This is a genomic window from Polyangium mundeleinium, from assembly GCF_028369105.1.
Taxonomy (GTDB): domain Bacteria; phylum Myxococcota_A; class Polyangia; order Polyangiales; family Polyangiaceae; genus Polyangium; species Polyangium mundeleinium.
In genome coordinates this window covers 7,197,996-7,219,409 of the sequence record NZ_JAQNDO010000001.1, presented here as the reverse complement: position 1 = coordinate 7,219,409, position 21,414 = coordinate 7,197,996, and the positions used below count along the sequence as shown (strand labels likewise).

20 protein-coding genes are annotated in these 21,414 nt (G+C 68.8%); 4 read left to right on the top strand and 16 right to left on the bottom strand.

Annotation, left to right across the window (positions count from 1 at the left end):
- The 3 genes from POL67_RS28600 to POL67_RS28590 form a co-directional block, all read right to left on the bottom strand.
- Positions 1–1,002, bottom strand: coding sequence for a tetratricopeptide repeat protein (locus POL67_RS28600; protein WP_271922703.1), 1,002 nt, complete (start codon positions 1,000–1,002; stop codon positions 1–3).
- Positions 999–1,619 carry an RNA polymerase sigma factor gene (locus tag POL67_RS28595; protein WP_271922701.1) on the bottom strand — a complete coding sequence of 207 codons (621 nt, stop codon included), beginning with the start codon at positions 1,617–1,619 and terminating at the stop codon, positions 999–1,001. Before POL67_RS28595 ends, POL67_RS28600 begins: the two co-directional genes overlap by 4 nt.
- Before the next feature lie 72 nt (positions 1,620–1,691).
- Entirely contained in the window at positions 1,692–2,987 is a 1,296-nt protein-coding gene (locus tag POL67_RS28590) for a hypothetical protein (protein WP_271922699.1), read from the bottom strand.
- A 742-nt stretch (positions 2,988–3,729) separates the two neighbouring features.
- Here POL67_RS28590 and POL67_RS28585 point away from each other — a divergent pair.
- Entirely contained in the window at positions 3,730–6,048 is a 2,319-nt protein-coding gene (locus tag POL67_RS28585; protein ID WP_271922697.1) for an MYXO-CTERM sorting domain-containing protein, read from the top strand.
- A 137-nt stretch (positions 6,049–6,185) separates the two neighbouring features.
- Here the strand turns inward: POL67_RS28585 and POL67_RS28580 are convergent, their stop codons facing one another.
- The 5 genes from POL67_RS28580 to POL67_RS28560 all read right to left on the bottom strand — a co-directional run bounded on the left by POL67_RS28580 (position 6,186) and on the right by POL67_RS28560 (position 9,322).
- Positions 6,186–6,584 carry a hypothetical protein gene (locus POL67_RS28580; protein WP_271922695.1) on the bottom strand — a complete coding sequence of 133 codons (399 nt, stop codon included), beginning with the start codon at positions 6,582–6,584 and terminating at the stop codon, positions 6,186–6,188.
- A gap of 238 nt (positions 6,585–6,822) precedes the next feature.
- Positions 6,823–7,083, bottom strand: coding sequence for a hypothetical protein (locus tag POL67_RS28575; RefSeq protein ID WP_271922693.1), 261 nt, complete (start codon positions 7,081–7,083; stop codon positions 6,823–6,825).
- 11 nt (positions 7,084–7,094) lie between these two features.
- Positions 7,095–8,030, bottom strand: a complete 936-nt coding sequence (locus tag POL67_RS28570) for a hypothetical protein (protein WP_271922691.1) — start codon at positions 8,028–8,030, stop codon at positions 7,095–7,097.
- 7 nt (positions 8,031–8,037) lie between these two features.
- Entirely contained in the window at positions 8,038–8,649 is a 612-nt protein-coding gene (locus POL67_RS28565) for a hypothetical protein (RefSeq protein WP_271922689.1), read from the bottom strand.
- Between the two features lie 361 nt (positions 8,650–9,010).
- Positions 9,011–9,322, bottom strand: coding sequence for a PadR family transcriptional regulator (locus POL67_RS28560; RefSeq protein WP_271922687.1), 312 nt, complete (start codon positions 9,320–9,322; stop codon positions 9,011–9,013).
- Between the two features lie 840 nt (positions 9,323–10,162).
- Between POL67_RS28560 and POL67_RS28555 the strand changes: the two genes are divergently transcribed.
- Positions 10,163–10,390, top strand: a complete 228-nt coding sequence (locus POL67_RS28555; RefSeq protein ID WP_271922685.1) for a hypothetical protein — start codon at positions 10,163–10,165, stop codon at positions 10,388–10,390.
- A 32-nt stretch (positions 10,391–10,422) separates the two neighbouring features.
- Here POL67_RS28555 and POL67_RS28550 read toward each other — a convergent pair whose 3' ends face one another.
- Positions 10,423–12,252 carry a DUF427 domain-containing protein gene (locus POL67_RS28550; RefSeq protein ID WP_373372424.1) on the bottom strand — a complete coding sequence of 610 codons (1,830 nt, stop codon included), beginning with the start codon at positions 12,250–12,252 and terminating at the stop codon, positions 10,423–10,425.
- A gap of 797 nt (positions 12,253–13,049) precedes the next feature.
- Entirely contained in the window at positions 13,050–14,219 is a 1,170-nt protein-coding gene (locus tag POL67_RS28545; protein WP_271922681.1) for a hypothetical protein, read from the bottom strand.
- 103 nt (positions 14,220–14,322) lie between these two features.
- Here POL67_RS28545 and POL67_RS28540 point away from each other — a divergent pair, with 103 nt between their 5' ends.
- A complete protein-coding gene (locus POL67_RS28540) occupies positions 14,323–15,195 on the top strand; it encodes a LysR family transcriptional regulator (protein ID WP_271922679.1) in 873 nt (290 codons plus the stop codon).
- 186 nt (positions 15,196–15,381) lie between these two features.
- On the opposite strand, the gene POL67_RS28535 is transcribed toward POL67_RS28540, so the two are convergent.
- The 5 genes from POL67_RS28535 to POL67_RS28515 form a co-directional block, all read right to left on the bottom strand.
- Entirely contained in the window at positions 15,382–15,573 is a 192-nt protein-coding gene (locus POL67_RS28535) for a hypothetical protein (RefSeq protein ID WP_271922677.1), read from the bottom strand.
- A 270-nt stretch (positions 15,574–15,843) separates the two neighbouring features.
- Positions 15,844–16,311: a hypothetical protein gene (locus POL67_RS28530; RefSeq protein WP_271922675.1), complete on the bottom strand. Its 468-nt coding sequence runs from the start codon at positions 16,309–16,311 to the stop codon at positions 15,844–15,846.
- Between the two features lie 620 nt (positions 16,312–16,931).
- Complete coding sequence (locus POL67_RS28525; RefSeq protein WP_271922673.1) at positions 16,932–18,233, bottom strand: hypothetical protein; 1,302 nt, start codon at positions 18,231–18,233, stop codon at positions 16,932–16,934.
- A gap of 126 nt (positions 18,234–18,359) precedes the next feature.
- Entirely contained in the window at positions 18,360–18,572 is a 213-nt protein-coding gene (locus tag POL67_RS28520) for a hypothetical protein (protein WP_271922670.1), read from the bottom strand.
- Between the two features lie 4 nt (positions 18,573–18,576).
- Positions 18,577–19,848 carry an FxLYD domain-containing protein gene (locus POL67_RS28515; protein WP_271922668.1) on the bottom strand — a complete coding sequence of 424 codons (1,272 nt, stop codon included), beginning with the start codon at positions 19,846–19,848 and terminating at the stop codon, positions 18,577–18,579.
- A gap of 152 nt (positions 19,849–20,000) precedes the next feature.
- Between POL67_RS28515 and POL67_RS28510 the strand changes: the two genes are divergently transcribed.
- On the top strand, positions 20,001–20,360 hold the full coding sequence (locus tag POL67_RS28510; protein WP_271922666.1) for a PEGA domain-containing protein: 360 nt from the start codon (positions 20,001–20,003) through the stop codon (positions 20,358–20,360).
- A gap of 17 nt (positions 20,361–20,377) precedes the next feature.
- Here the strand turns inward: POL67_RS28510 and POL67_RS28505 are convergent, their stop codons facing one another.
- On the bottom strand, positions 20,378–21,400 hold the full coding sequence (locus POL67_RS28505; protein ID WP_271922664.1) for a tetratricopeptide repeat protein: 1,023 nt from the start codon (positions 21,398–21,400) through the stop codon (positions 20,378–20,380).
- Positions 21,401–21,414 lie beyond the last annotated feature (14 nt).

The window sequence follows — 21,414 nt, the reverse complement described above, 5'->3', positions numbered from 1 at the left end:
CTAATGCCCTTTGCGCTGCTCGCGCAGCCGGGTCGCGAAGACGCTGTCGCCGTGGCGGGCGAGGAAGTCGTCGATCGCGGCCTGCGCCTCGCCGGCGCGCCCGAGCTGCTGGAGCGCCTGGATGCGGCCGTAGCGGGCCTCGATCGCGAGCGCGCCGCCCCCGCTCGCCAGGTAGCGATCGAAAAAGCCGAGCGCGGAGCCCGCGTTGCCGCCCGCGAGCGAGAGGCGTCCGAGGGACACCAGCGCGGCGCGCGCCTCGGTACTCTCCGGGTAACGCGCGAGCAGCGTTTGGTAGGTCGTGATCGCGTCTCGGGTCCGGCCCGCGGCGAGCGCGGCCTGCGCTTCGCCCAGGAGCTCGTCAGCGCTCGAGCCCGCGCTCACCTTGCCGCGCCTGCCGTCCTGATCCGCCGCCCGAGGCGGGGCCGCCGGGACGGGCGCCTCGACGACGCTCGCGGCGGGCGCTTCGGCGACGCTCGCGGCGGGCGCCTCGACCGAGGAAGGCATCGGCGCGACGACCTCGACGGGCTTCGGCGGCGCGGTCGTTTGCGCAGGCGGAGGTGGCCCGGCGTCGATGCCCTCGATCGGGCGCTCCGGCCCCCCGAAGTGCGTGTTCATCCACGTCGCCGCGAAGGCGCCCAGCGCCGCCGCGAAGGCGAGCGTGGCGGCAAGCCCCGCGACCCCGCGCCTCGTCATGGGTCGCGTGAGGGGTCGCGGGCGCGGCTCCGGAAAGGGCTCTGCGGACGACGGGGCGCGCTCCTCCTGGAGCTTCGCGAGGACCCGTGAGGCCATCACGCCGTCGTCGAGCTCGGCGCCTTCCCCGCGCGGCGACCCGAGTCGGCCGATCTCGGCCCACAGCGCCGCTTCGTCGGCGAGCTCCGGCTCGGCCTCTTCCTGATGACGGAGGAACTCGGCCTCCTCGGGCGTGAGCGACTGCCCACGGCCCCGGGCCGCGACGAGGGAGATCCAGCGCTCCTCGTCCGAGGCATGCTTCATCGGCTTCATGCGGACCTCCTGCGGCCGACGGCGATATCCTGCCGGACCTGCTTTCGCAGCGCCTCGATCCCGAGGCGCAGCCGGCTCTTCACGGTGTCGCGGCTCGCCTCCGTCATCTCGGCGACCTCGTCCACCGTGTGCTCCAGCGCGACGTGGAGGATGATCACCTCGCGCTGCGCCTCGGGCAGCTCGTCCAGGTACGCGCGCACATGGCGAGGGAGGGCCTCGGCGTGACGGCCGGGCGATGAAGCGGGCACGTCGTCGGCGGCCGACTCGTCCCCCGCGATCAAGGCCTCGTGCTGCCGCCGCGCGCGGACGTACTTGAGCGCGGTCCTCACGGCGATGCGCCGCCCCCACGTCGCGAGGCTGGCCTCGCCGCGGTAGGTCGCGGCGCTCCTCAGGATCGCGAGCAGCGCGAGCTGGGCGACGTCGTCCGCGTCGGCGGGGCTCTGCAGGAAAGCCCGCGCGATCCGCCGGACGCTCGGGAGCAGCTCCATGGCGAGCCACGCCTGGGCGGCGGGCTCGCCCGCGCCGGCACGGCGAGCCCGATCGAGATCCAGGGGCGAGGCCACGACCGCGGCCTCGTCAGGGCCGGGGCGTGACCGCCCGAGGACGCTCGCGCTCATGAGGCTCGACTTTCCACCCACACGCACGGGCGCATGGTTCCGCGCGCCCCCGGGAGCGGGTCATTTTTTTCTTCACCGCCCCGCCCGGACAGGGCGCGGGACCGTGGGCTCGATCAGCTCCACCTGGAACTCGAGGCCGCCGAGGAACCTCACCGGGGCGATCTGGAGGTCGATCCGGCGCTGGTTCGTCGTGGAGAGCCGGTTCAGCGGCACGTCCACGCCTGCCCAGGCGCCGAGGCGGAGCCGGTCGACGATCCGGAAGCCGAGGCCCACCGTGGGGGCGACGCTCACGAGCGTGTCGACCGCATGCCGCAGCGGCGGTGGCGTCGACGGCGTGGGCGAAGGAGCCGCAGAAGGAGGAACGGGGTGCGGGTCGCGGACGACGATGTCGACCGTGCTACGCGCGCCCAGATCGACGTCCCAGCGGCCGCCGAAGAGGAAGCGATATCCGCCGCTCAAGACGATGGGATGACGGGACAGGTCGACGTCGAGCGGGGAGCTCGATCCCTTGATGTACTCTTCGAAGAGCATCTCGTAGCCGAGGCCGACGCGCGCGTTCGGCGCGGGCGCCCACCACGCAGAGAGCGCGAGGGCGCTCTGCCAGGAGGCCTCGCTCGCGAAGGTGCCGCCCGTATATCCCGCGGAGAGGAGCAGCCGCCGAAAGCTCGGCTGCGCGGGAGCCTCCGGAGGAGGCGTCACCCGAGGCGCAGGCACGGGCGCAGGCGCCCTCGTTTCAGGGGGCGGCGGAGCCGGAGGGGGCGCGGAAACCGGGACCGCCTCGGCGGCGGGCGCAGGAGAGGACCCGGCGTCGGCGCTCTCCAGGGAGGTCATCGTGACGATGTGCCCCTCGATGACCAGCTCCGCCGCGGCCGAGCCGGCGATGTTCGCGAGCGCCTCCAGCGCCGCGGAGGTCTGGCCGGCGGGCGCGGGGACGCCGCGGCGAAACACGCGCCCCCCTTCCTTCTCGAGGAGATGGAGGACGAGCTCGTCCTGTGGCCCGATCTCCACCCAGAGCACCCCCTTCGTGCCCTCGTCGTTCGCGACCGCACGCGCGTCGGCGATGCGGTCGCCCGTAGCGGAGGAGCTCGCAGGGCGCTCGACCTGCTTCAACGTCACGCCCGCAGAGCGGACGTGCGCGGCGACGAGCGTCACGGCGCGCTCCTCGAGCGGCGAGCGCACGCCCTTCGCGACGAGCAGCACGAGCACGGGCTGCGCTGCCGCGTCGTCGACCGCGGGGCCGGCGCTCTTCGGCTCCTCACCGAGGGCGAGGCCCGTCCTCAGCGCGAGCGCCACCCCGAGCAGCGCGGACCCGACAGGGCGGCGACCGCTGCGCCAGGGCACGATCCGGAGAGGACGGATGGCTCGCATGGGCCCCCGTATCGGACTCTCGAGGCCGTGTCCAGCAGAGAGCAAGCGAGCCGCGTCCGCACGATGCGCTCGGGCAATCGCGTATCGACGGTTTCCCATGAATATCCCCCACGCGCGCGGTCGCTTTTCTTACCAGGCTGTGTGTCGCTGCATGTGGGGCGATTGTCCCCCGGTAAATCAATGCACCATCTCGATCCCGACTGCGGCTTCTGATAGCTTGACGTTACACCTGAAACAGGAGCACTTGAGGATGACGCGTACAGCATGGTTTGTCATACTCGCAACCCTCGTTTTCGGTTGCGGCAACGATGGCGAGCGCCCGATCGCTGACTTCAACGGCGTTCCGTTCGGTGCGACGTGCAACAACGATAATGATTGTGGCGGAGCGCAAAACGCATGCTGCACAGGGGGAAAGTGCTCTCCCGAGGGATGGTGCAGCCCAACGTGCGCGAGCGATCAGGATTGCCCGAGCGGTTTCTTTTGCATCGACCGAGACGGGAAACGCTGCTTCAATGAATGTGCGGACGACCGCGATTGTCCCACGGACTTCATCTGCGAAGACAAAAGCGGGCACAAGACGTGCCGGTACAAGTGAGAATTGCCTTCGCGGGACGAGGTCGTTCGTGAGCAGAGGGGCGCCGCGCGGCCTCGAACGCACAGGCCCATGCTGGAGGAGGCACGCATGAAGCTCAGCAAAGTACCCTTGGGTCCCGGGATCTCGCACCCTCGAAAGGAGCCTTCCATGTACCGATGGATTGCACTCTTCCCCGCGCTGGCGCTCACCACCGTCTCCGCGCGCGAAGCTCGCGCGGAGGACCGGACCTTCCCCGCCGGGAGCCTGATCATCCCCATGGATCAGGCCTACCAAGCCGAGGGGATGTACCAGTCCTACGGGCTGCTCTTTCACCTCCTCCGCGAGGGCGTGCCCGTTCATTGGGTGATCGAGCCCGACAAGGTCTGGCACGGCGCGGCTTGCAACACCGCCGGCGACCTGTGCGCGTGGGACTGCGCGGAGGAGGGCTCGGGGGTGAAATGCCCGTACCCCACGGCGAGCCCCGACTTCTTCGCAGGCGCCCAGGTGGTATGGGGCAGCCCCGCGAAAGGCGCGATGATCAAGAACCACGGCTACCGCGGCGGGCCGTTCGTCGTCGACGCGCCCCACCGCGACAAGGCGCTCGCGATCGTCAACGCCTGGAACGATCAAAGCCTGTGGGCGCAAAACCCGTGGGCGGACCGCTCCACGTTCAAGGTCGTGACGGTCCACGAGGCGACCGCGCCCTTCACCGCCGACTCCAAGAAGGAGCTCCTCGCCGCGCCGACCATCGCCGTCTTCGCCGACGGCAACGAGGACATCGCGACGGCGTATCTGCGGGCCGCCGGGATCAAGCAATCGAATGGGGCGGAGTTCCCGGCGGCCAAGTGCGGCGCGGGCACCTGCGGCCCCGGCACAGCGAATCCGGACTTGCTCACCGTGCCCAGCGTCATGGGGAACATGGGCACCTGCGATGCGCCGAACCAGAACCACAAGAATGGCGCCCTCTTCACGCCCGAGGGCCTGCCGGCCTACTGCCAGATCATGAGCATGCACTGGAACGTGGCCGACCGGGAGCTCGTGGAATGCGGCGGCGGAAATTGCCCCGCGACGCCGGAGGAATGCGCCGGCGAGCCCATCACCTACCACGGCCACGAGGTCGTCGCCGAGGTCCGCTCGTTCCTCCAGTACCCGACCCATTTCTTCGCCGAGTGCCAGGCGGTCAACGCGTACGAGAATGCGGTGCCGAACCCGGCGTGGCCCTATTTCGACGATCCCGGGCGCATGGGCCATTTCCTCACGACGACCGGAAACCCGCCCCCCTGCCCATGCAACCCCGGCCCCGACGAGGGCGACTTCCAATGCGTGGTCGACGGCTGTGGCCCCGGCAAGGACTGCTGCCTGCCGAACGACGTCAAGGAGAGGGGCGCCGGCTTCCTCATCGCGCCCTCGCCGAGCCCCTTCAAGGTGCTGCGCCCCGACGTGCCGTACATGCAATTCGATGGCTTCTTCTCGCCAGAGGGCGGAAGCGAGCCGGCCTATAACCTGAGCACGTACCTCGGAACCACGTACAAGAATGATCGCGACGTGACGTTCATCACGTCCACGGACGGGCCCGGCAAGGAGGACGTCTGGATGTCCGGGTACATGGACGGGACGTGTGACGTCGATCCGCCGCCGCCGCCTCCCAAGTTCACGGGCGACGAGGCGCCGCCGAAGAGCTTCAACCCGGAAGAGTCGTGCGGCGGCAAGGTGAGCTACCTGGGCGGCCATTCCTATACCGGGAAGGCGGGGCAGCGCCTCTTCTTGAACGCCCTCTTCGAGGCGGATTGCACGAGCGCCAGCGGGCAACCACGCATGGGCCTTTCGCTCACCGGCGAGCTCGTCGTGGCGGCGAAGAGCCTGCCCATCGAGCGCGGCTACGTGGTCGGTTACAAAAACGAGGGGAGCGGGCCGGCGCTCGACGCGGTCCTCCGCGCGCTCAATGCCGCGAGCGGCCTCGAGGTCGTCGACGCCAAGATGGGCACCGTCTCGGCCGAGGGCGGGAGCTGGGAGCTCGGCGCCGTCAGCGGCACGATCTCGCAGCCGAGTGATCCCGCGGCGTCGGGCTCACGCGATGCGACCCTGAAGTTCACCCAGTTCGGCGAACACGTGCTCAACCTGGACATCCGCTACAGGGTCGGCGTGTCGACCCTTTCGAGCACGATGAACGTCGCGATCCGCGTGCTCCTCGACACCGACGCCGACGGAGTGCCCGACGAAACGGATCCTTCGCCGAACGACCCCGCGTCGTGCGGCGATTCCGATATGGATGAATGCGACGATTGCAAGGGCGGCATGTTCGATCCCGGAAACGACGGGTGTGGACCTTCCGGCAACGGCGGGAGCGCTTCGTCGGGCGGCGCCTCGTCGGATCCGGCCGGCTGCGGCTGCCGTATCGGCCCGGTCAGCACGAGCCCGGCCTTGCTGCTCGCGTTTTCACTCCTGGGCCTGGGCCTCGGCCGAAGGGCCCGGCGCCGCCCCCGCTGAAGCGCCCGCCTCCGCCCCCTCAACCATGGCGATGGAGGGACCGACGCGGACACGGGTCCACCCGGTCCTTGTCCTTCGGCGCGCCTCCGGTGGGATGCTTGCCTCGCCCGTGGTGCCTCCCTCTCGCGCAGCTCACCTCACGCCGGCCGCACACCCGACCTCTGCGCCGCGTCGCCGGGTGGCGTGGCGTCCGATCGCATGCACGGGTGCCGGGGCGCCTGCGGGAGCACCCCCGCGACGTACAGCCACAGGACAACCGCCGAGACGAGGCCGGGCAAGAGGCTCCTCCGCACGCCGTGGCGCGCGAGCCCGACGAGGAGCAGGAGCGGCACCACGACCGCGCCCAGCAACGTCAGGAGGCGCAGCAGGAAGAATGCGAGCACCGTCGACGAGGCGAGCGAGGTCCGGCAAAACCCGACGACGTCGGCCCCGGCGGTCGCGCCGACGATCCATGCGCCGACGGTGACGACCCCCACGGCCCCCACGCTGGCGGCGCCGAGCACGAAGGACGCGCGGACCTCGAAGGGTGCATCCATCCTACGCGCACCTCCGCGCTGTGCTCGGAGAACCTGCAGGACGCTCATCGAGACAACACAATCTCGGGGAGGAGGGTGCTCTGTCCATCGAACAAGCCCGCGCTGGGCGCCGGGCAGGGTCGCGAGGCCTGACAGGGCCAACGCGGCGAAGGAGAGCAGAGCGCGGAGCTGCATGAGGTTCGATGGCCATAGGCTTCGAGGGTCGGCGGAGGCAAAGAATCAGCGCCACCCGGAGGCATCATTGCTTCTGCACGACGCGGAAGAGGGGGGCGCCGTCCGCCGGCGCGAAGAGCTCGAAGTACGCTTGCGACGATTCCTGGCCTCGAATCGCGAGGTCGCCGTGATCGAAGTCGAGCTCGACGTGGTTGTGGTAGCGGCTGTGCTCGATGTCCTGCGCGAGCTTTAGATCCCCACGCCAGCGCACGGCGCCCGTTTTCCCGTCGAACGCGACGAGCGAGGCGCCGGTCGACATCCGGGCGTACGAGGCCACGAAGATCATCCCATCCTTGCTCAAAGCGCTCGCGGCTTCTCCCAGGGGCTCGGGCGAGGTCCATTGCACGCGGCCGCTGCGATCGAGGAGCTGCGTGGACGGCCTCGTGACGAGGAGCCTATCGAGCTCGCCGGCTTCGTTGCGCACCGTCGCAACCACCTCGGCGTCGATCCGCGCGGCGACCTTGCCGGCGGCGAGATCGAGCACGAGGCTGCGCGGGCTCCCCTGGCTCGTCGCGGCGACGACCCAGCGAGCGCGTCGCGCTCGACGAACGACGCGCCGAGCTCGAAAGGCCCTGGAACGAAGGGGAGCTTCACCGTTCCGCGAACCGCGAGGCTCTCGCCGTCCAGCGCGTCGAGCACACCATTTTCGTGCAACGCGACGAACCCCGTGCCGAACGGGTGCACGGCGACGACGGCCGGCCCCGGGGCCACCTCGCGAGGCGTGCCTTTGGCGCCATCGTAAAAGGTCGCGCCCTGCGCTCCGCCGCTGTACCGGCCGAGGAGCACGCCCGCCGCGCCTGCGGCGATGCTGCGGCAATACGCCACCGGCTTCGAACAGCGCAGCTTGCCCGTCGCGAGGTTGTACGCGCGCAGCTCTTGAAGCCTCTCGTCCCTCGACGGCCCCGACCAGCGACCGACGCAGAGATACGCCGTGGATCCGTACGTCGCGCCGGCGCCGAAGGCGTCCTCCGTCAACGTGCGGACGACGGAGCGCCCGGCCACGTCGACGACCGCGCGGCCGACGAGAATGGCGGGCGGCGCTGCGACCGAGCTTTTGCTTGGAGCCACTTCGACCTCACTTGCAGCGCCGGACGACGCCGGAATCGTGACCGACACGGCCGGCATCGTGGCCGGCACAGGCGCCGGCTCTCGCCCGCACGCGGCGAGCACGAGCATCGCCAGGCAAAACACGCCGCGCCGGGGGATTGCGTGTTCGACGCCCGTTCTCGTCATCAGGTCATCAGGTCATAGGTTCGGGTCGGCATGTTGCAGGGCCGCTACGCGTCCGCTGTCGGTGAAGGGGGGGGAGGACGTTGTCGAAGCCGCCAATGCGCCCACGCGCACCCGACGAAGAAGGCCACCGGGACCAAGACACGATCAGCCTCACAAGCCACCACGGTGTGAGGCGCTCATGGGCGAGCGTACGGATGATCCCATAGAGGCAGACCTCGCCGAGATAGACCGCGGGCACGATGAGCCAGCGGGCATCGAGCACGCGAAGCAGCGCCGCCGCGACCAGCGACGTGCCGAGCCCGAGGAGGATCAAAAGCGCCGAAGACCTGATGTCGCCGCCGTGCAAGTCTTGGTGCAGCCACTCCATCGGGTACGCGCCCAGCACGATGAGCGGCGGGAGCATGACCACGAGCGCTGGCCGTGGGAGCGCCGGCGGTGAGCGTACGAGGCCTGCGGCGAGGACGAGCGGCAGCACGCTGTTGAGCGCCCGGGCCACGTTGACGTACAGCCCGTCCGGAGCTGCATAGCTGAGCGCGAGGAGCAGCGCGGCCGTGATGGCGAGCGCCCGCCGCGCGGAGAAGAGCGCGACCACGAACATCGCCAGGAACAGAGACTCCACGCAGCAAAGTCCAGCGCGATAGAGGTGCCAATCGGTGCGAAAAGAGTCGAGGTAAACGATGCGTCCCACGCAGCCGCGCGTCCAGCGAAGCGAAGCGAAGCGCCGAGGCGCAGCGCCGCGAGCAGAAACGCGCCGAGCAGCACGCCTCCACGCAGCACCTCCGCGAACGGGCGCCGCGCGGGCTCCTGCGCGTGCGCCCGCGCGGCGGCCAGGGTGAGGTCGAGCGCCTCGCGCGGCGTGGGAAAGGAGCGCCCTTCAGGGGCCGCGTCGAGGAGCGTCGCGACGAGGTCTTCACCCCAGCGCGCGCGGTGCGCCCGTGGGAAGAGCGAGACGAGCACGCGGTACCTGCGCTCGAGCGGGCTCACGTCGTCCTCGCGCGGAGGCGCTTCTGCGCGACCTTGATCAGCGCGGCGCGGCGCGCCGTCTCCTCCTCCAGCACCTTGCGGCCCTTGTGGGTGAGCCGGTAATAACGCCGCGGGCGGCCCCGCTCGATGGTCTCTCGCTCGATTTCGATGAGCTCGTCGTCGCTGAAGCGCTCGAGCGCGCCGTAGAGCGTGCCAGCCCCGAGGGCGTTTGGCTCGCCGCACAGCTCCGCGACGTCCTGGAGGATGCCGTAGCCGTGTCGCGGCCCGGCGGCGAGCGAGATGAGGATGTAGTAGCTCGCGTCTTGCAAGGGATGGCTGCCTCTCGCTTCGTACGTCCGACGATATATCGTCCGACGATGTATGTGTCAACGTACGGGGCCGTCGACCCATCCAACCCCACCGCCGTTGCGTACCTTCGCTGCGCGTCCACTGGAGCGGACCGGAGTCCGTGACGGAGTCCGCTCGTGGAGACGCGGGCAGGCAGGGGCCCCGCAAGATCGCCGCTGTGGTGATGAAGTACGCGTCGTCGCCGCTGCGTACAGCGGTGCTCGCGGCGGTGGCACGTCCGTTGCTGATACCCGAAGCCGTGAGACGAAGCGACGCCGAACCCCGCGGCAGGCGTCGCGTCAACATCCAACCATCGTTGAAATGAAGCGTGGTTTTCAGCAAACGATGAACATGGTCATGGCCTTGGCGCTCTCGGTTGCCGGGGTCGGCTGCGGCTCACAGGGGCTCGATCCCGTCGGCGGCGACGGGATCGAGAGCGACGTGGAGTTCGCCGGCGATGGCGGCGAGGCCCCGACATGGAAACCATCTGCGTGGCGACGCCCAGCGGCAACGAGTTTTGCTGCTACTGGAGCAGCCTCAGCGGCAAGTTTCTCGGATGTTACCAGTGAGCGAGTCGGACGCGCCCCATCCCGCCTGAGGCCAAAAGCGCGGGCGTCGGGCCCGGCGCCGCCGCAATCATCGTGTCGAGCAGCGCCAGCGGCTCGACCATTCCGGCGGCGGCGCCTTCTTTCCGAGCACCACCCGAGCGAACCGCAACATCCTCCTCGACGCGAGTTCGTTCGGAAACACCAGCCCGTATACCCTCGCCGGCATCCTCCGCCCTCGTCCTCACCGATCGCGCAGATCTCCTGCGTATTCGATTGGCGGAAATCCAGTATCCAACCCTCTTTTCTCCGCCCGCTCCGGGTGTCCTGCTCTTCTCGGCCCCGTACACCTATCGCCCCGATCCGGGGACCCATAGCCATCTGGGCGCCGCGTGGTCCAGCGGAAACTCCATCGACAAGCACATCTACGACATGGGGCCGAGTGGCACCATCGAGGATCAAGGCCCCGTCGGCGACTGGATGGAGCAAGCGTCTTGCCCCTGAACGTGTAGGTCCGTCGCGGTGGCACCACCTTGTCAACCTCCTCCGATCTCAAACGAGGCCATCTTCTCCGGGAAAAATGCCACGTGATCACGGACGGGTTTGTACCCAGGATAGGCTGAGGCTCCCTCTCGAACCGTCGTGCGCCCGACGGTGACGTCGATGTAATGCAACCTCCCCTTGAGGATGCATGCTTGACCTTCCCGGCTGTCTTTCAGCTCGGCCTGCACGTCCTTCCGCGGGACATAGTACCGAGGCGGGCCGCCCGCCTCTTGCAACACGAGCGCACGAGTGGTGTTCACGATCTCGATTCGCCCCACGGAGATTCGTAGCGGCTGCTTCAAGGGCTCGACACGCACGTGACGAGATACGAGAGACGCGTAATGAAGGCGCACGGGTAAGATATCGTGATCATAGTACCCGCCACTGAATTGGGGACCGAGCCATTCGGAAAGGACCTGGTGACGAATGCTCATGTCCGGGTAGGCGCGTTCGAGCACCTCCATGAGCGGGGCCAGATCGACGTGGCGATCATCGATTGCGTTCCGGTACTGGGCCAGGCATCCGGGAGTCGCATTCCGCCAATGAATCATTCTTGCCTCCCACTGTTCTTCCAGACGACGACACAACGCCTCGCTTGTGGGCGGCAGCCACACCTTCACCTCGGGTCCTTCGAGCGGCCCGTGGTTCGTCGACAGCATGGGTCGGAGCCTCCAGAAACGAATGCTATGAAGGGGAAGGTCCACGCTCAGTCGAATGCCAAATCGATCGACGTCTCGTGGACCGACGAGCTGAGCGACATTACACGAAATGACGTCTCCTGCCTTCTCGAGGGAGGTGATGTCCAGATCGTACTCTCTCGAGAACTCCAGGTAGCCCTTGCTGCCGGGGCGCTCGCGACATTCGAGAACTCGCAACGTGACCCGATTGATGAGAACCTTCTCGTTTCCGCTGTTGTATACGCGAAAATCGAGCGTGCTCGTCTCTTGGGCCGGGTTCGGGATCACCTGCAGATCCGACACCTGGAGAGGATGGGCCGTCGCCGTGGACACCTGTGGGTCGACGAGCCGCACGGTATCTGGATCCACGCGTCCGCGTAACTGCGGCACGTCCGCGCCCGGGAGGCCACACGTCGATATCAAGCTGCATCCGAGGTCGAAGGCAGCCTTGACCGTCTGGCCACGCGCGATGGCCTGGTAGAATCCGACCGCGAACACGAGTGCCGATTCGTCGTCGATGGCTCGTCGCATTCCGATCAGACAGTCGACGTGCGCGGCAAGCGCGGAGGCCTCGGCGGAGCTGAAACACGCGTTGAGCACGACGCATCGCTGGGTCCTCAGGAGCCCGAAGAGCCGCGCCAAGGCCTCGGTCGACACGGGCGCCGACAGACCTCCCCGCGTCTCGAGAAGGAGCGCGCTCTGCATCGTGCTCCCCTCGTCGGGCGGCTCGAACTCCCTTGCGCCGCCCGACCGCAAAGGTCTTCCGACGCGGACGAGCGTGCCATGGCCGCTGAAGTGCACGACATCCGGTTCGTAGTCGAGCAAGAGCCGGTTCAGATCCACGGGCGTGACGGCGAGCTCGACGTGCACCTCGATCTCGCGGCTCGCCCGCGCGCGCTCGATCTCCACCTGCACGTCCCGGAACTCCGCGCCGATCTGCAGTCGTGACGTGTCGATCCCATTGGCGCCGAGGAACAATATTCTCACGACACGACGACCGTCAGGACTGGCGACGCTCCTCCGACGAGGCGCGCCCGGCGCTCCCGCCGCTTCCTTCCTGTGTTGACGGAGGGCGCGTTTTTTGGAGTACGACGTGGTGAATGTTGCAAACTCGAGTCGCAAGCGTCGTATTTGGCTTGCCAACATGCTCATCAGTTTGAGTGCTCTCTTCAGCATGTTCTCGCCCCCTCGTGATGGGGGTGCAGCTGGCCTTGGTCCCGCGCACGGGGCAATACCTCACGCGGATGCTACCGTCCCCAGCCGCCCGGGGAAGACCCTGCCGCGAGGTGGGGGGCAGGGGGGGCGACTCCTACGCAGGACCGTTCGCCGGGTGGGGTGAGACCGTCTCCGGGAGGGGTGAGACGGTCTCCAGAGACAGAGGCGAGTGTCTTCCGGGAGGGTGAGACCCCCCTGCAAGAGGGTTGGGAGCGTCCTCGAGGGGGATGAGAGCCGCCTCCGGATGGAGCGCGGGTGTCTCGGGGAGGAAGGACAGGACCTCCGGGGAAGGCCGAGACCGTCATGCAAGAGGGTCGAGAGGGTCCTCGCGGTAAGGAGAACCCTGTCCCGGATGGTGACGAGGGGTCCCGAGCGGCGGTCGGGAGGGTCTCGGAGAGGATGGATAACATTCAAGTGGAGGGACGAGAGCATCCTCCGAGAGAGTCGAGAGCCTCTTGGAGAGGGATGGCGCTGTCATCGAAAAGGGACGAGAGCGTTGTTCGGGAGGATGGGACTGTCGTTGGGGAGGGTCGAGGGTGTCCTCCGAGAGGGTTGAGAGTGTCCCTCCGGGGATGCGCTGCTGGCTCCGGGAGAGCCCGGAAGCGGGAGCGGGGGCGGCCCGCCTTGTGTCCCTGGGCCCAACGACGACGCCGACGGGGATGGCTATACCCTCGCGAACGGCGACTGCAACGATTGCAACCCCGTATCGAGATCGAGCGTCCGCGCGCTCACGGCGTGATGCTGAATCGCGTCGTCCAGCGCTGCGCCGTGCCCGGGATCGTCACCGAAAGCCGGCACTCGCCGGCGTCCCCGATTGCGGCCACCGGGAGGATGCTGGAAGCGAAGGGCTCGACGGCGCCCACGCTCGCCTCGCATTGCGCGGGCGTCGACGACGCCGAGGCGAACCATGCCTGGGGCATGTTCGCGCAGAGCTTTCCGAGGGTCGTCATCGCCGCATCGACGTGGAGGTCGACACCGTTGCTCTCCTCGGGGAGGAAGAGCGAATACGACGTGCCTTCCTCGATGGGCTCGGAGACATTGCCCTTGAGGGCGGCCTTGCGCAGGTAGAACGAGGCCTCGACGGACGTGAGCGCGTCGGGGCCCACCACCTCGAAGGCCTGCATCCCCTGCACCGGCAGCGTCGTGTCGACCGACACCGTGACCGTGCCTGGGCCGGCGGTCAGGTCCGTGGAGCCAGGCCCAGGCGTCAGGTCTCCGTTCGACCGGAGCGTGAGGGCCACGGGCGCGGGCGCGTTGACCGGCGAAAAGGGTTTTCCAGTTGCATCGAGCGGGCGTGCCGTCGGCGCCCACAGCGGCGCGTCCGACGGCAGCACCATGGTGTTCCAGCAGTCGGCCAGTTGCTGGTGAAGCTGCTCGACCACGAAGCCGGCGACGCGCTCGACGTGCAGCACGAGCCGGTGCTGGAGCGGCACCACGGTCGCCGTCGAGCCATCCTCGGAGGGGCAATGCTGCCCGGTGATCTCGCCTTCGAGGAGCACGGTCACGGTGCCCTCCTCCCGCAGCTCGATGGCGAGCGCGCCGCCCACGAGGTCGACCCCTGCGGCCGTCCCCTGCACGTCGGTGATCGACTGCCAGACCACCTGGCCAGGGGAAATCGAGCACTCGGACGACAGGACGAAGCCGCCCTTCGCCACGAGCGTCACGTCGCGCGGGTAGCCTTCGGCCAGCGCGTAGGTCAATTCGGTCTCTTCCTTCGCTTGTCCCTTCGCGAGATCGGCGTAAGCGACCACGTCGGACGACGACGCGTAGCTCGCTGGCAATGTCAGCGTGTGGACGGGCGCTCCGGGGCCAGGCGACGGCGCGGCAGCATCAGGGGCGGGGCTGTCGGCGCAAGCGGCGAGGGCGAGGCCGAGCACGAGCAAAGCGAGGGAGCGCATGAAAACCTCGAGGGGGGGTGAGGGGACTCGACAGGCGTAGCGCCCGAGCGGCCGGGGGAGAATGCACGTCGGCACCCGACGGCCGTGCAAGAATCCACAACCTATGAACTGGGACGATCTGCGCTTCGTCGCCGCGCTCTCGCGCGCCGGATCGCTCGCCAAGACGGCCGCGGCGCTCGGCGTCGACCACACCACGGTCGGCCGTCGCATCGAGGCCGCCGAGCGCGCGCTGGGCCTGCGGCTGTTCACGCGCACGGCCGCAGGCTACGTGCTGACGCGCGACGGCGAGCGGATGCTTTCCCCCCTGCGCCAGGTCGAGGACGCGGTGCTCGCGCTGGAGCGCGGGGTCCACGCGCAGCGCGGCGCGCTGGAGGGCACGGTGCGGGTGACCTCGCCCGAGACCTTCGGCATCGCCTACCTGGCCCCGCGCCTCGCGCGCTTCGGCCGCCAGTACCCGGCGCTGTGCGTCGAGCTTTTGCCGGCAGGTGCGGTGCTCGACCTCAGCCGCAGCGAGGCCGAGCTGGCGGTGCGATTCGTACGTACGTCGCACGAATCGCTGCGGGTTCGCCGCGTCGGCGAGGTGAGGCACGGTCTCTATGCGTCCGCCGCGTACCTGGCCCGGCACCCGGTTCGGACGCCGGGTGATCTGCACGCGCACCCGCTGCTCTTGCCTTCGAGTGGCGTCGAGGTGGCCTGGCTTGCGCATCTCTCGCCGGGCGTGCGGCCCGCCTTCGTGAGCGACGTGTCGCTGGCCCTCGCCGAGGCCGCCCAGGCCGACGCCGGAGTGGCGGTGCTGCCGAGGTTTTTGGGGGACCGGACGCCGGGCCTGACGCACGTGCCCATGCCGCGCGAGCCGGGGCAGCCATTGTGGCTCACGGTGCATCGCGACCTCCGACAAACCCCACGGGTGCGCGTGCTGGTCGATTTTCTGGTGGCCGCCCTGCGGGCCGATCGCGACCTTTTGCTTGGCGCCTGAGCCTTTCGCCGTCGCGGGTCGTGGCCGGCCTCGATGTTGCAGCGTGCGCCTCGCATGCACCCCGGCCGCGTCCTCCTTGTGCCGGGCTGTGCCTGGAAGGGGAGCTCAGGACCATGGACCCGAGCCGATGTGCGAAGGGAACGGCAATGTCGCGATGTGCAAGGGCGGGACGTGGGTCCTCAGTTATCACGGCTGCCTGAAGCCGTGCCCGGACACGCTGCCGGCCGAAGGCACGCCCTGCAATGCATGCTGCTCATCGAGCACCTGTGCATACCTCGACACGAGCGGCTGCCCGGCCGAGATCACATGCGAGAACGGCGTATGGGTCCAAAGCGCCGCCTCGTGCACGCCGAGCTCGGCGTGCGCCACCCTGGACATGAGCCAATGCAGCAATGCACAGGGCTGTCGATGGATGCAATGGATGCCCGTCGGCACGTGCGACACCTTGCCGAGGGTGGTTTCCCGCAGGGCTGTTATCCGGTGGACGACTGCGCCTCGGACGCGGACTGCAATGGCGGGACGTGCATGGCTGTCGCGGTCGACCCTTGCCCTGGCGGCGAGTGCAATGTCTGCGCGGACCTCGGGGGGCCTCACCAGGAAGGCCCATGGGCCGAGCCTCCGCCGGGAGCCTCGGCCCATGGGGCGCGATCAGTTCGTCGTCTTGCAGATCGATGTGGTGAAGCGGCCGTTGATCGTGTTGTTGTCCGCTTCGGCGAGCAGACCGATCGTGACCTTGTCTGCCGAGACGGACTCGACGTTCAAGATACCCTCGGAGGCAATCACGTTTTGTCCGGGCCCGGTGACGAAGGTAATCGTCTGGCTGCCGTTGAGGTCGGTGAGCTCGAGCTTGAGAGGATATTCGCCCGCCGTCTTCGGCGCGCTGAACAGGATCTGCGTGTCGGACGAGGCGAAGCTGTCGCACGCGGGGACCTCGATCGGATACAGGCTGACCGAGAATCGGTCGCCGTCGTCCGTCACGACAGCCGATTTCATCGTCCAGCTCGCCCCGGCGACCGTTCCTTGCGGTGCTTGGTCTTCGATATCGTCGATGCTGGTTCCCCCGCATGCGGCCAGGAGGGTGGTTCCCAAAGCAAGGATGCCAAGGCGGATCTTCATGTTCACGTGGTATGCCCTTTCTCAGCTTGTTAAGCTGCGACGGGCCCCTTAGCAGCAGGCATGCCAGCTCATTTCGGCGCCATTTCGGGCTCTTGAACGATGGGGCCGTGAATGCTGTGTAACCGTTGGTTGACGGCGCATGTGGACCACACTTTGGCGCCGTCGGATTCGTGCTCCCGGTGAATAACGACGACGGCCCCCGAGCTTTTCTCACGCCTTCGATTGGATCGACGTGCGGTGTTTGGCATGAACACTCGGCAAGCGACCCGCATGGGCCCGTGCCATAGAGAAACCCACTTCCGCATGGATGCGGACCCGCTGTGTTTCCCAACGACTTCAATATCAGGACGACGTAAGTCACTGCGCGCGTGTGGTGGAGGGACCACGCGTACAAGGTCGACGACCTCCCCGTCGCCCGCTTGAACCCCACCTTCATGGTCTTGCCACCGGCCCGCTGGAAGAACTGCGCATTGCGCAGTTCTTCCACCCTCGGTCCAGGCCGCGCCTGGTTCGGGTCGAGGGGCGAACAGCCCCCGCGGGGCCCGGGGCAGCGCCCCGGCGCGACGGCCCCAAGCACACACCCTGCTCAGCCGCCCCGTGGCAAGAGGGCAGGGGGAAGCTCAGCGCTTCTTCGTCGCCCGCGGCTTCGTCGTGCGTGCCTTCGTCGTCGTCGCCGGCAGCGCGCGTTTCTTCGTCGTGGCCTTCGTCGCCTTCTTGCGCGTGCCTTCTTCCGTCGTGGCGGATTTCGTCGCGCGTTTTGCCGGCGCGCGCTTCTTCGTCGCCGTCCGCGTTGCCGATGCGCGCGTGGTCGCAGGTGTGCGCGAGCTCGCGCGAGGCGAGCGCTTCGTCGTGGTCCGCGCGCGTCCAGGCGTCGGCGCCGGCTCCGAGGGCGCGGCCTCCTCCTCGGTTGCCTCCTCGAGGGGCAGCACCGCGCCGTTGCCGTTGGCGTGACGCGGAGGCTCGGGCGCCCCGGGCCTCACCGCGGGTTTGCCGCGCGGCTGCGCGCGGGCAGGCTCGACCGGCGCAGGTGGGGGCGCGGGCAGGGACGTGATGAGCGGCGCGCCCGCGTCCGCGAGCAAGGCGTCCACCTCGGCGGCGAAGGCCGCGACGTGCATGTCGACGTCGCGCGCGTCCAGCTCCGAGAGCGGCGTGTAGACGACACGCACGCTGCGGCCGTCGGGAATCTCCCACGACGCTGTGTTGCCCGTGCGGCGGAGCGTGCGCGTGGCCGCGCGATCGATGAGGCGCGTGAGCCGCGCGCGCTCCGAGGGGCTGACCTCACGCGTGAGCGGCGCCTTGCGTTCGAGCGTCGGCAGCTCCACCGCGCCTTGCTCGACGAGCGCGCAGAGCTCGTCCGCGACCGCTTCCTCCAGCTCGAGGTGCAGGTCCGGATCTGCCGGCGGCTCGGGCACGAACACGGCCTCGCGCGTGGCGGGGTCGTAGGTGTCGAGCCGCGCGCCCGCGACGAGCCCCGCGCGCTCGAGCGCCACCACGAGCGACTGCGCACGCGCGCGTTTGCCCGCGGTGGCGGCGACGTACCCGAGCAGATCGAGCTCGACACGCACGACCGCTTCGTCCTGCGAGGCGCTCGCCTCGTTCAGCGCGAGGCGCGCCGCGTCGAGCACCTCGCGCTCGACGACGCTGCGATCTGCAAAGACGTCTTCGAGGTGCTCGGAGGCGAGCAGCGCTTGCGCGACGCGGCCCGTGAGCCGCGAGAGCGCTTCACGTGTGGCAGGATCGTCGGCGATCGTCGGCACGCGGAGCGCACGCTCGGCGAGCGGCTCGACGTAGCCGGACATGGCATCGTCCACGGCGCGGACGAGCGCGGCCGTCCCGCCTTTGACGACGAGGATCCGGCCTCGACCCTTGAGACCCTCGACGATGCGGGAAGCGAGCCTCCGGGAGAGGTTGAGCGCGTTCACGAAGCGTGAAGCTTACACGCTTTGGCGCGCGTGGGCCGCCGTTTCGGGGACGAAACGTGCGCGGAGCAAGAGGAGAAGGGATCGAGAGGAGGGACGAGACGAACGTCCGCGCAGAGCGGGGACGTCCTAGTCGGCCTCGACGAGCTTGACGACCACGTCGCCGATTCGAGCAGGCACGCGGGCCTTTGCCTCGGCGAGCGTTCCGGGGCGAACGTTCACGCGCACGACGAACCCGATGCCGTCTTCGCGCTCGACGCCGACGCCGGCGCAGAAGGGCTCTGCGCCGATGTCGTTCTTCAGTTGTTCCTTCGCGCGGCGCGCGGAGCCGACGTCGCTCATGGGCTCACTCGCTGTAGCCGACGGCGAGGACGCGGAAGGTGTCGGGCGGAGCCGCGACGTTGTAGATCTTCGCCGTAAAGATGCCGCCCGAGTTGGAGTCGAGATCGTTGCCGGCGACGAGGGCCTGATCTGCGCCGCAGATCTTGCCTTCCTTGTCGTAGAGCGAGACGAGCGCCCACACGCTCTTCGCCTTGAACGCGCTCTCGTTCGTGATCTTGCCCTCGACCTGGTGGGGGTTGAAGCCCTTCTTGGCCGTGAACTTGGTGTCCGAGATCTTGAGCTTCGCCGCCTTGCCCGTGAAGAGCGGGCGCATCGGGTTCGCCTCGGTCTTGTACGACGCCCACTTCGTCGTCTTGTAGAGCGAGAACGTGCAGGGGACCTTCTCGCCCGGCGCGAGCTCGCGGATGAGGCTCGAGCAGGTGCCGCTGTCGATCGCGGTGTTCCCGTCGTCGAAGAACGTCACCTTGATGTTCGGGAAGCCGAGCGGATCCTTGCCCGTGTTGTGGATCTCGCCCACGAAGTGGATCGTGCTGCCGTACTCGGCCTTGTAATGGCGAAGATCCTTGAGCTCGGCCTTGAGATCACCCGCCTTCGGGGGCTTCGCGAGGTCGCCGAGATCGCCGAGCTTCGGGCCGTCCGGGTTCGCCGAGTCGAGCGGGATCGCTGCGATCGCCTCGGACGTTTTCTTGGCCGCGTACCAGAAGAAGCCGACGACGCCGATGATGGTGACCAGGAGGAGGCCGCCGCAGCCGAGGCCGATGATGAGGCCCATGTTCGGGCCCTTCTTCTGCTGCGGGAGAATCGGCCCGCCCATCGGAGGGCCGCCCATCGGAGGGCCGCCCATCGGAGGGCCGCCGAAGTTGCCGCCGGGAGGAGGGCCGTAGCCGCCGCCGGGGGGAGGACCGTAGCCGCCGCCGGGAGGCGCGCCGCCGGGAGGGCCGCCGGGGCCGCCGGGGGGCCCGCCGAAGCCGCCGCCGCCGGGAGGCGCGCCACCGGGAGGCCCGCCGAAGCCGCCACCGCCGGGAGGCCCGCCGTAACCGCCACCGCCGGGAGGTCCGCCGCCGGGAGGCCCGCCGTAGCCGCCACCGCCGGGCGGGGGACCGTAGCCGCCGGGCGGGCCACCACCACCGAAGCCACCAGGCGGACCGCCGCCGCCGAAGTTGTCACCTCCCGAAGGCGGTGCCCCGCCCGGGGGTGGTGCGGGCGGCGGCAATCCGCCCCCACCGGGTCCAAATCCATTTGCCATGCGCGGCTCGCCCGTCGTGTGCTCGATCATGGCGACGGAGTATGCCGCAAAATGGGGAAGGACGGGCAAACGGATCCAGACGAGACGAACAGGATCCGTCGGCCGGGGCTGCGCGGCTGCTACGATGAGCCTTCATGATGACCGAGGCGCGTTCGACCACCCGCACTATCCTTGCGATTTCCATGATCTTCGTGTTCGCCGGGGGAGGCGCGCTCGGCTGCGGGGGGGCCGCCGAGGGCGGGGCCGGCCCCGAGACGGCAGGCCAAACGGCCCCGAAGGCGGAGGAGCCGGAGCAGGCCGAGGAGGTCGTGGAGGACTCGGGGACCCTGGACATCCTCTCGGATCCCCCGCAGGACGTGCTGCTCGACGGCAAGCCCATCGGCAAAACGCCGCTTACGAACTACCGCGTGAAGATGGGCCCCCACGACGTGACGTTCCTCGATCCAGCCGAGGGCGATCGCACGATGAGCGTCAACGTTTCGCCAGGCGATCACCAGACGGTGAAGCTCGATCACCCGCCGAAGATCCGCGAGCAGAAGTAGCTGTCGCTCGCTCGTGGCTAGAGGTGGCGGCGCGCGATCTCGGCCCACGTGCCCGTGGGTTCGATCTCGAGGTACTTGCGCCAGCACGGCCGCGCCTTCGCGCTCTCGCCGACCTGTTCGTACGCCATCGCGAGGTTGAAGTACGCGTCGGCGAAGCGCGGATCGCTCTCGATCGCGCCGCGGAAAAACTCGACCGCCGCGCCCGCGTGCCCACGCTCCAGCATCACGTAGCCGAGGTTGTACTGCGCCTCGGGTTGCTTGCGATCGATCTCGAGCGCGCGTCGATAGAGCGACTCGGCCTGCACTTCGTCGCCGCGGCGGAAGCAGATGTTGCCGAGGTTCGTGTACGCGATCGCGAGCCACGGATCGATTTCGAGCGCTTGACGGTAAAGCTCCTCGGCCTCGGACATCGTCTGCGGGTTCTCGTCGAGCTGGCTGGCGCGCACGTAAATCTCGTACGCGGTCTTCGCCCGATCACGGCCGACCATCGGGCGCAGGACACGCACGACGTCGTCGCGCAGCGACTTCACGTCGAAGTCGAGCACCATCTGCCCGGTGAGCGGTTCGAACGTGCCCGTCGCGCTCTTCACGACGACGCGCTGTCCATCGGAGACGATGCGCAGCTCGGCGAGCGGACGCGTGACCTTGGGGAGCGCGCCGCGGATGTTCTCGACCGCGCGCGCGACGTCGCGCAGGCGCACCTTGCGCGCGAGCAGATCCCGCGCGGCGCGGAGCGCGATCACGTCGGAGAACGTGTACGCGCGGCGGCCCTTGCGACGGCCGCTCGGCGAGACGATCCCCGCGCGATCGAGCGATCGCAGGCGGCCCGCGGAGATGCCGAGGAGGCGACACACCTCGGCGCCGGTGAACATGTCGCTCACGGGCTCGCGCGTTTGAGGTACGGGCAGCTCCGTGGGCAAACGCGCCGGGTCGGGATCGGGCAGGCGCTTCGGAGGCTCGGCCACGCGTCCACCGCCCGGCCCGAAGATCACGTGGATGACCTTGTTTGCGTCAGGGTCGCGGCGTTCTTTGTTGTTCATGGCGTAGGGCAGGA

Excerpts from the sequence above, each read along its gene's own strand:
- POL67_RS28515 (WP_271922668.1), bottom strand. The coding sequence starts at position 19,848 with ATGATCGAGCACACGACGGGCGAGCCGCGCATGGCAAATGGATTTGGA.
- POL67_RS28590 (WP_271922699.1), bottom strand. The coding sequence starts at position 2,987 with ATGCGAGCCATCCGTCCTCTCCGGATCGTGCCCTGGCGCAGCGGTCGC.
- POL67_RS28595 (WP_271922701.1), bottom strand. The coding sequence starts at position 1,619 with ATGAGCGCGAGCGTCCTCGGGCGGTCACGCCCCGGCCCTGACGAGGCC.
- POL67_RS28575 (WP_271922693.1), bottom strand. The coding sequence starts at position 7,083 with ATGATCTTCGTGGCCTCGTACGCCCGGATGTCGACCGGCGCCTCGCTC.
- POL67_RS28535 (WP_271922677.1), bottom strand. The coding sequence starts at position 15,573 with ATGTCCAGGGTGGCGCACGCCGAGCTCGGCGTGCACGAGGCGGCGCTT.
- POL67_RS28530 (WP_271922675.1), bottom strand. The coding sequence starts at position 16,311 with ATGAAGATCCGCCTTGGCATCCTTGCTTTGGGAACCACCCTCCTGGCC.
- POL67_RS28570 (WP_271922691.1), bottom strand. The coding sequence starts at position 8,030 with ATGACGAGAACGGGCGTCGAACACGCAATCCCCCGGCGCGGCGTGTTT.
- POL67_RS28510 (WP_271922666.1), top strand. The coding sequence starts at position 20,001 with ATGATCTTCGTGTTCGCCGGGGGAGGCGCGCTCGGCTGCGGGGGGGCC.
- POL67_RS28505 (WP_271922664.1), bottom strand. The coding sequence starts at position 21,400 with ATGAACAACAAAGAACGCCGCGACCCTGACGCAAACAAGGTCATCCAC.
- POL67_RS28550 (WP_373372424.1), bottom strand. The coding sequence starts at position 12,252 with ATGTTGGCAAGCCAAATACGACGCTTGCGACTCGAGTTTGCAACATTC.
- POL67_RS28520 (WP_271922670.1), bottom strand. The coding sequence starts at position 18,572 with ATGAGCGACGTCGGCTCCGCGCGCCGCGCGAAGGAACAACTGAAGAAC.
- POL67_RS28585 (WP_271922697.1), top strand. The coding sequence starts at position 3,730 with ATGTACCGATGGATTGCACTCTTCCCCGCGCTGGCGCTCACCACCGTC.
- POL67_RS28540 (WP_271922679.1), top strand. The coding sequence starts at position 14,323 with ATGAACTGGGACGATCTGCGCTTCGTCGCCGCGCTCTCGCGCGCCGGA.
- POL67_RS28545 (WP_271922681.1), bottom strand. The coding sequence starts at position 14,219 with ATGCGCTCCCTCGCTTTGCTCGTGCTCGGCCTCGCCCTCGCCGCTTGC.
- POL67_RS28580 (WP_271922695.1), bottom strand. The coding sequence starts at position 6,584 with ATGGATGCACCCTTCGAGGTCCGCGCGTCCTTCGTGCTCGGCGCCGCC.
- POL67_RS28600 (WP_271922703.1), bottom strand. The coding sequence starts at position 1,002 with ATGAAGCCGATGAAGCATGCCTCGGACGAGGAGCGCTGGATCTCCCTC.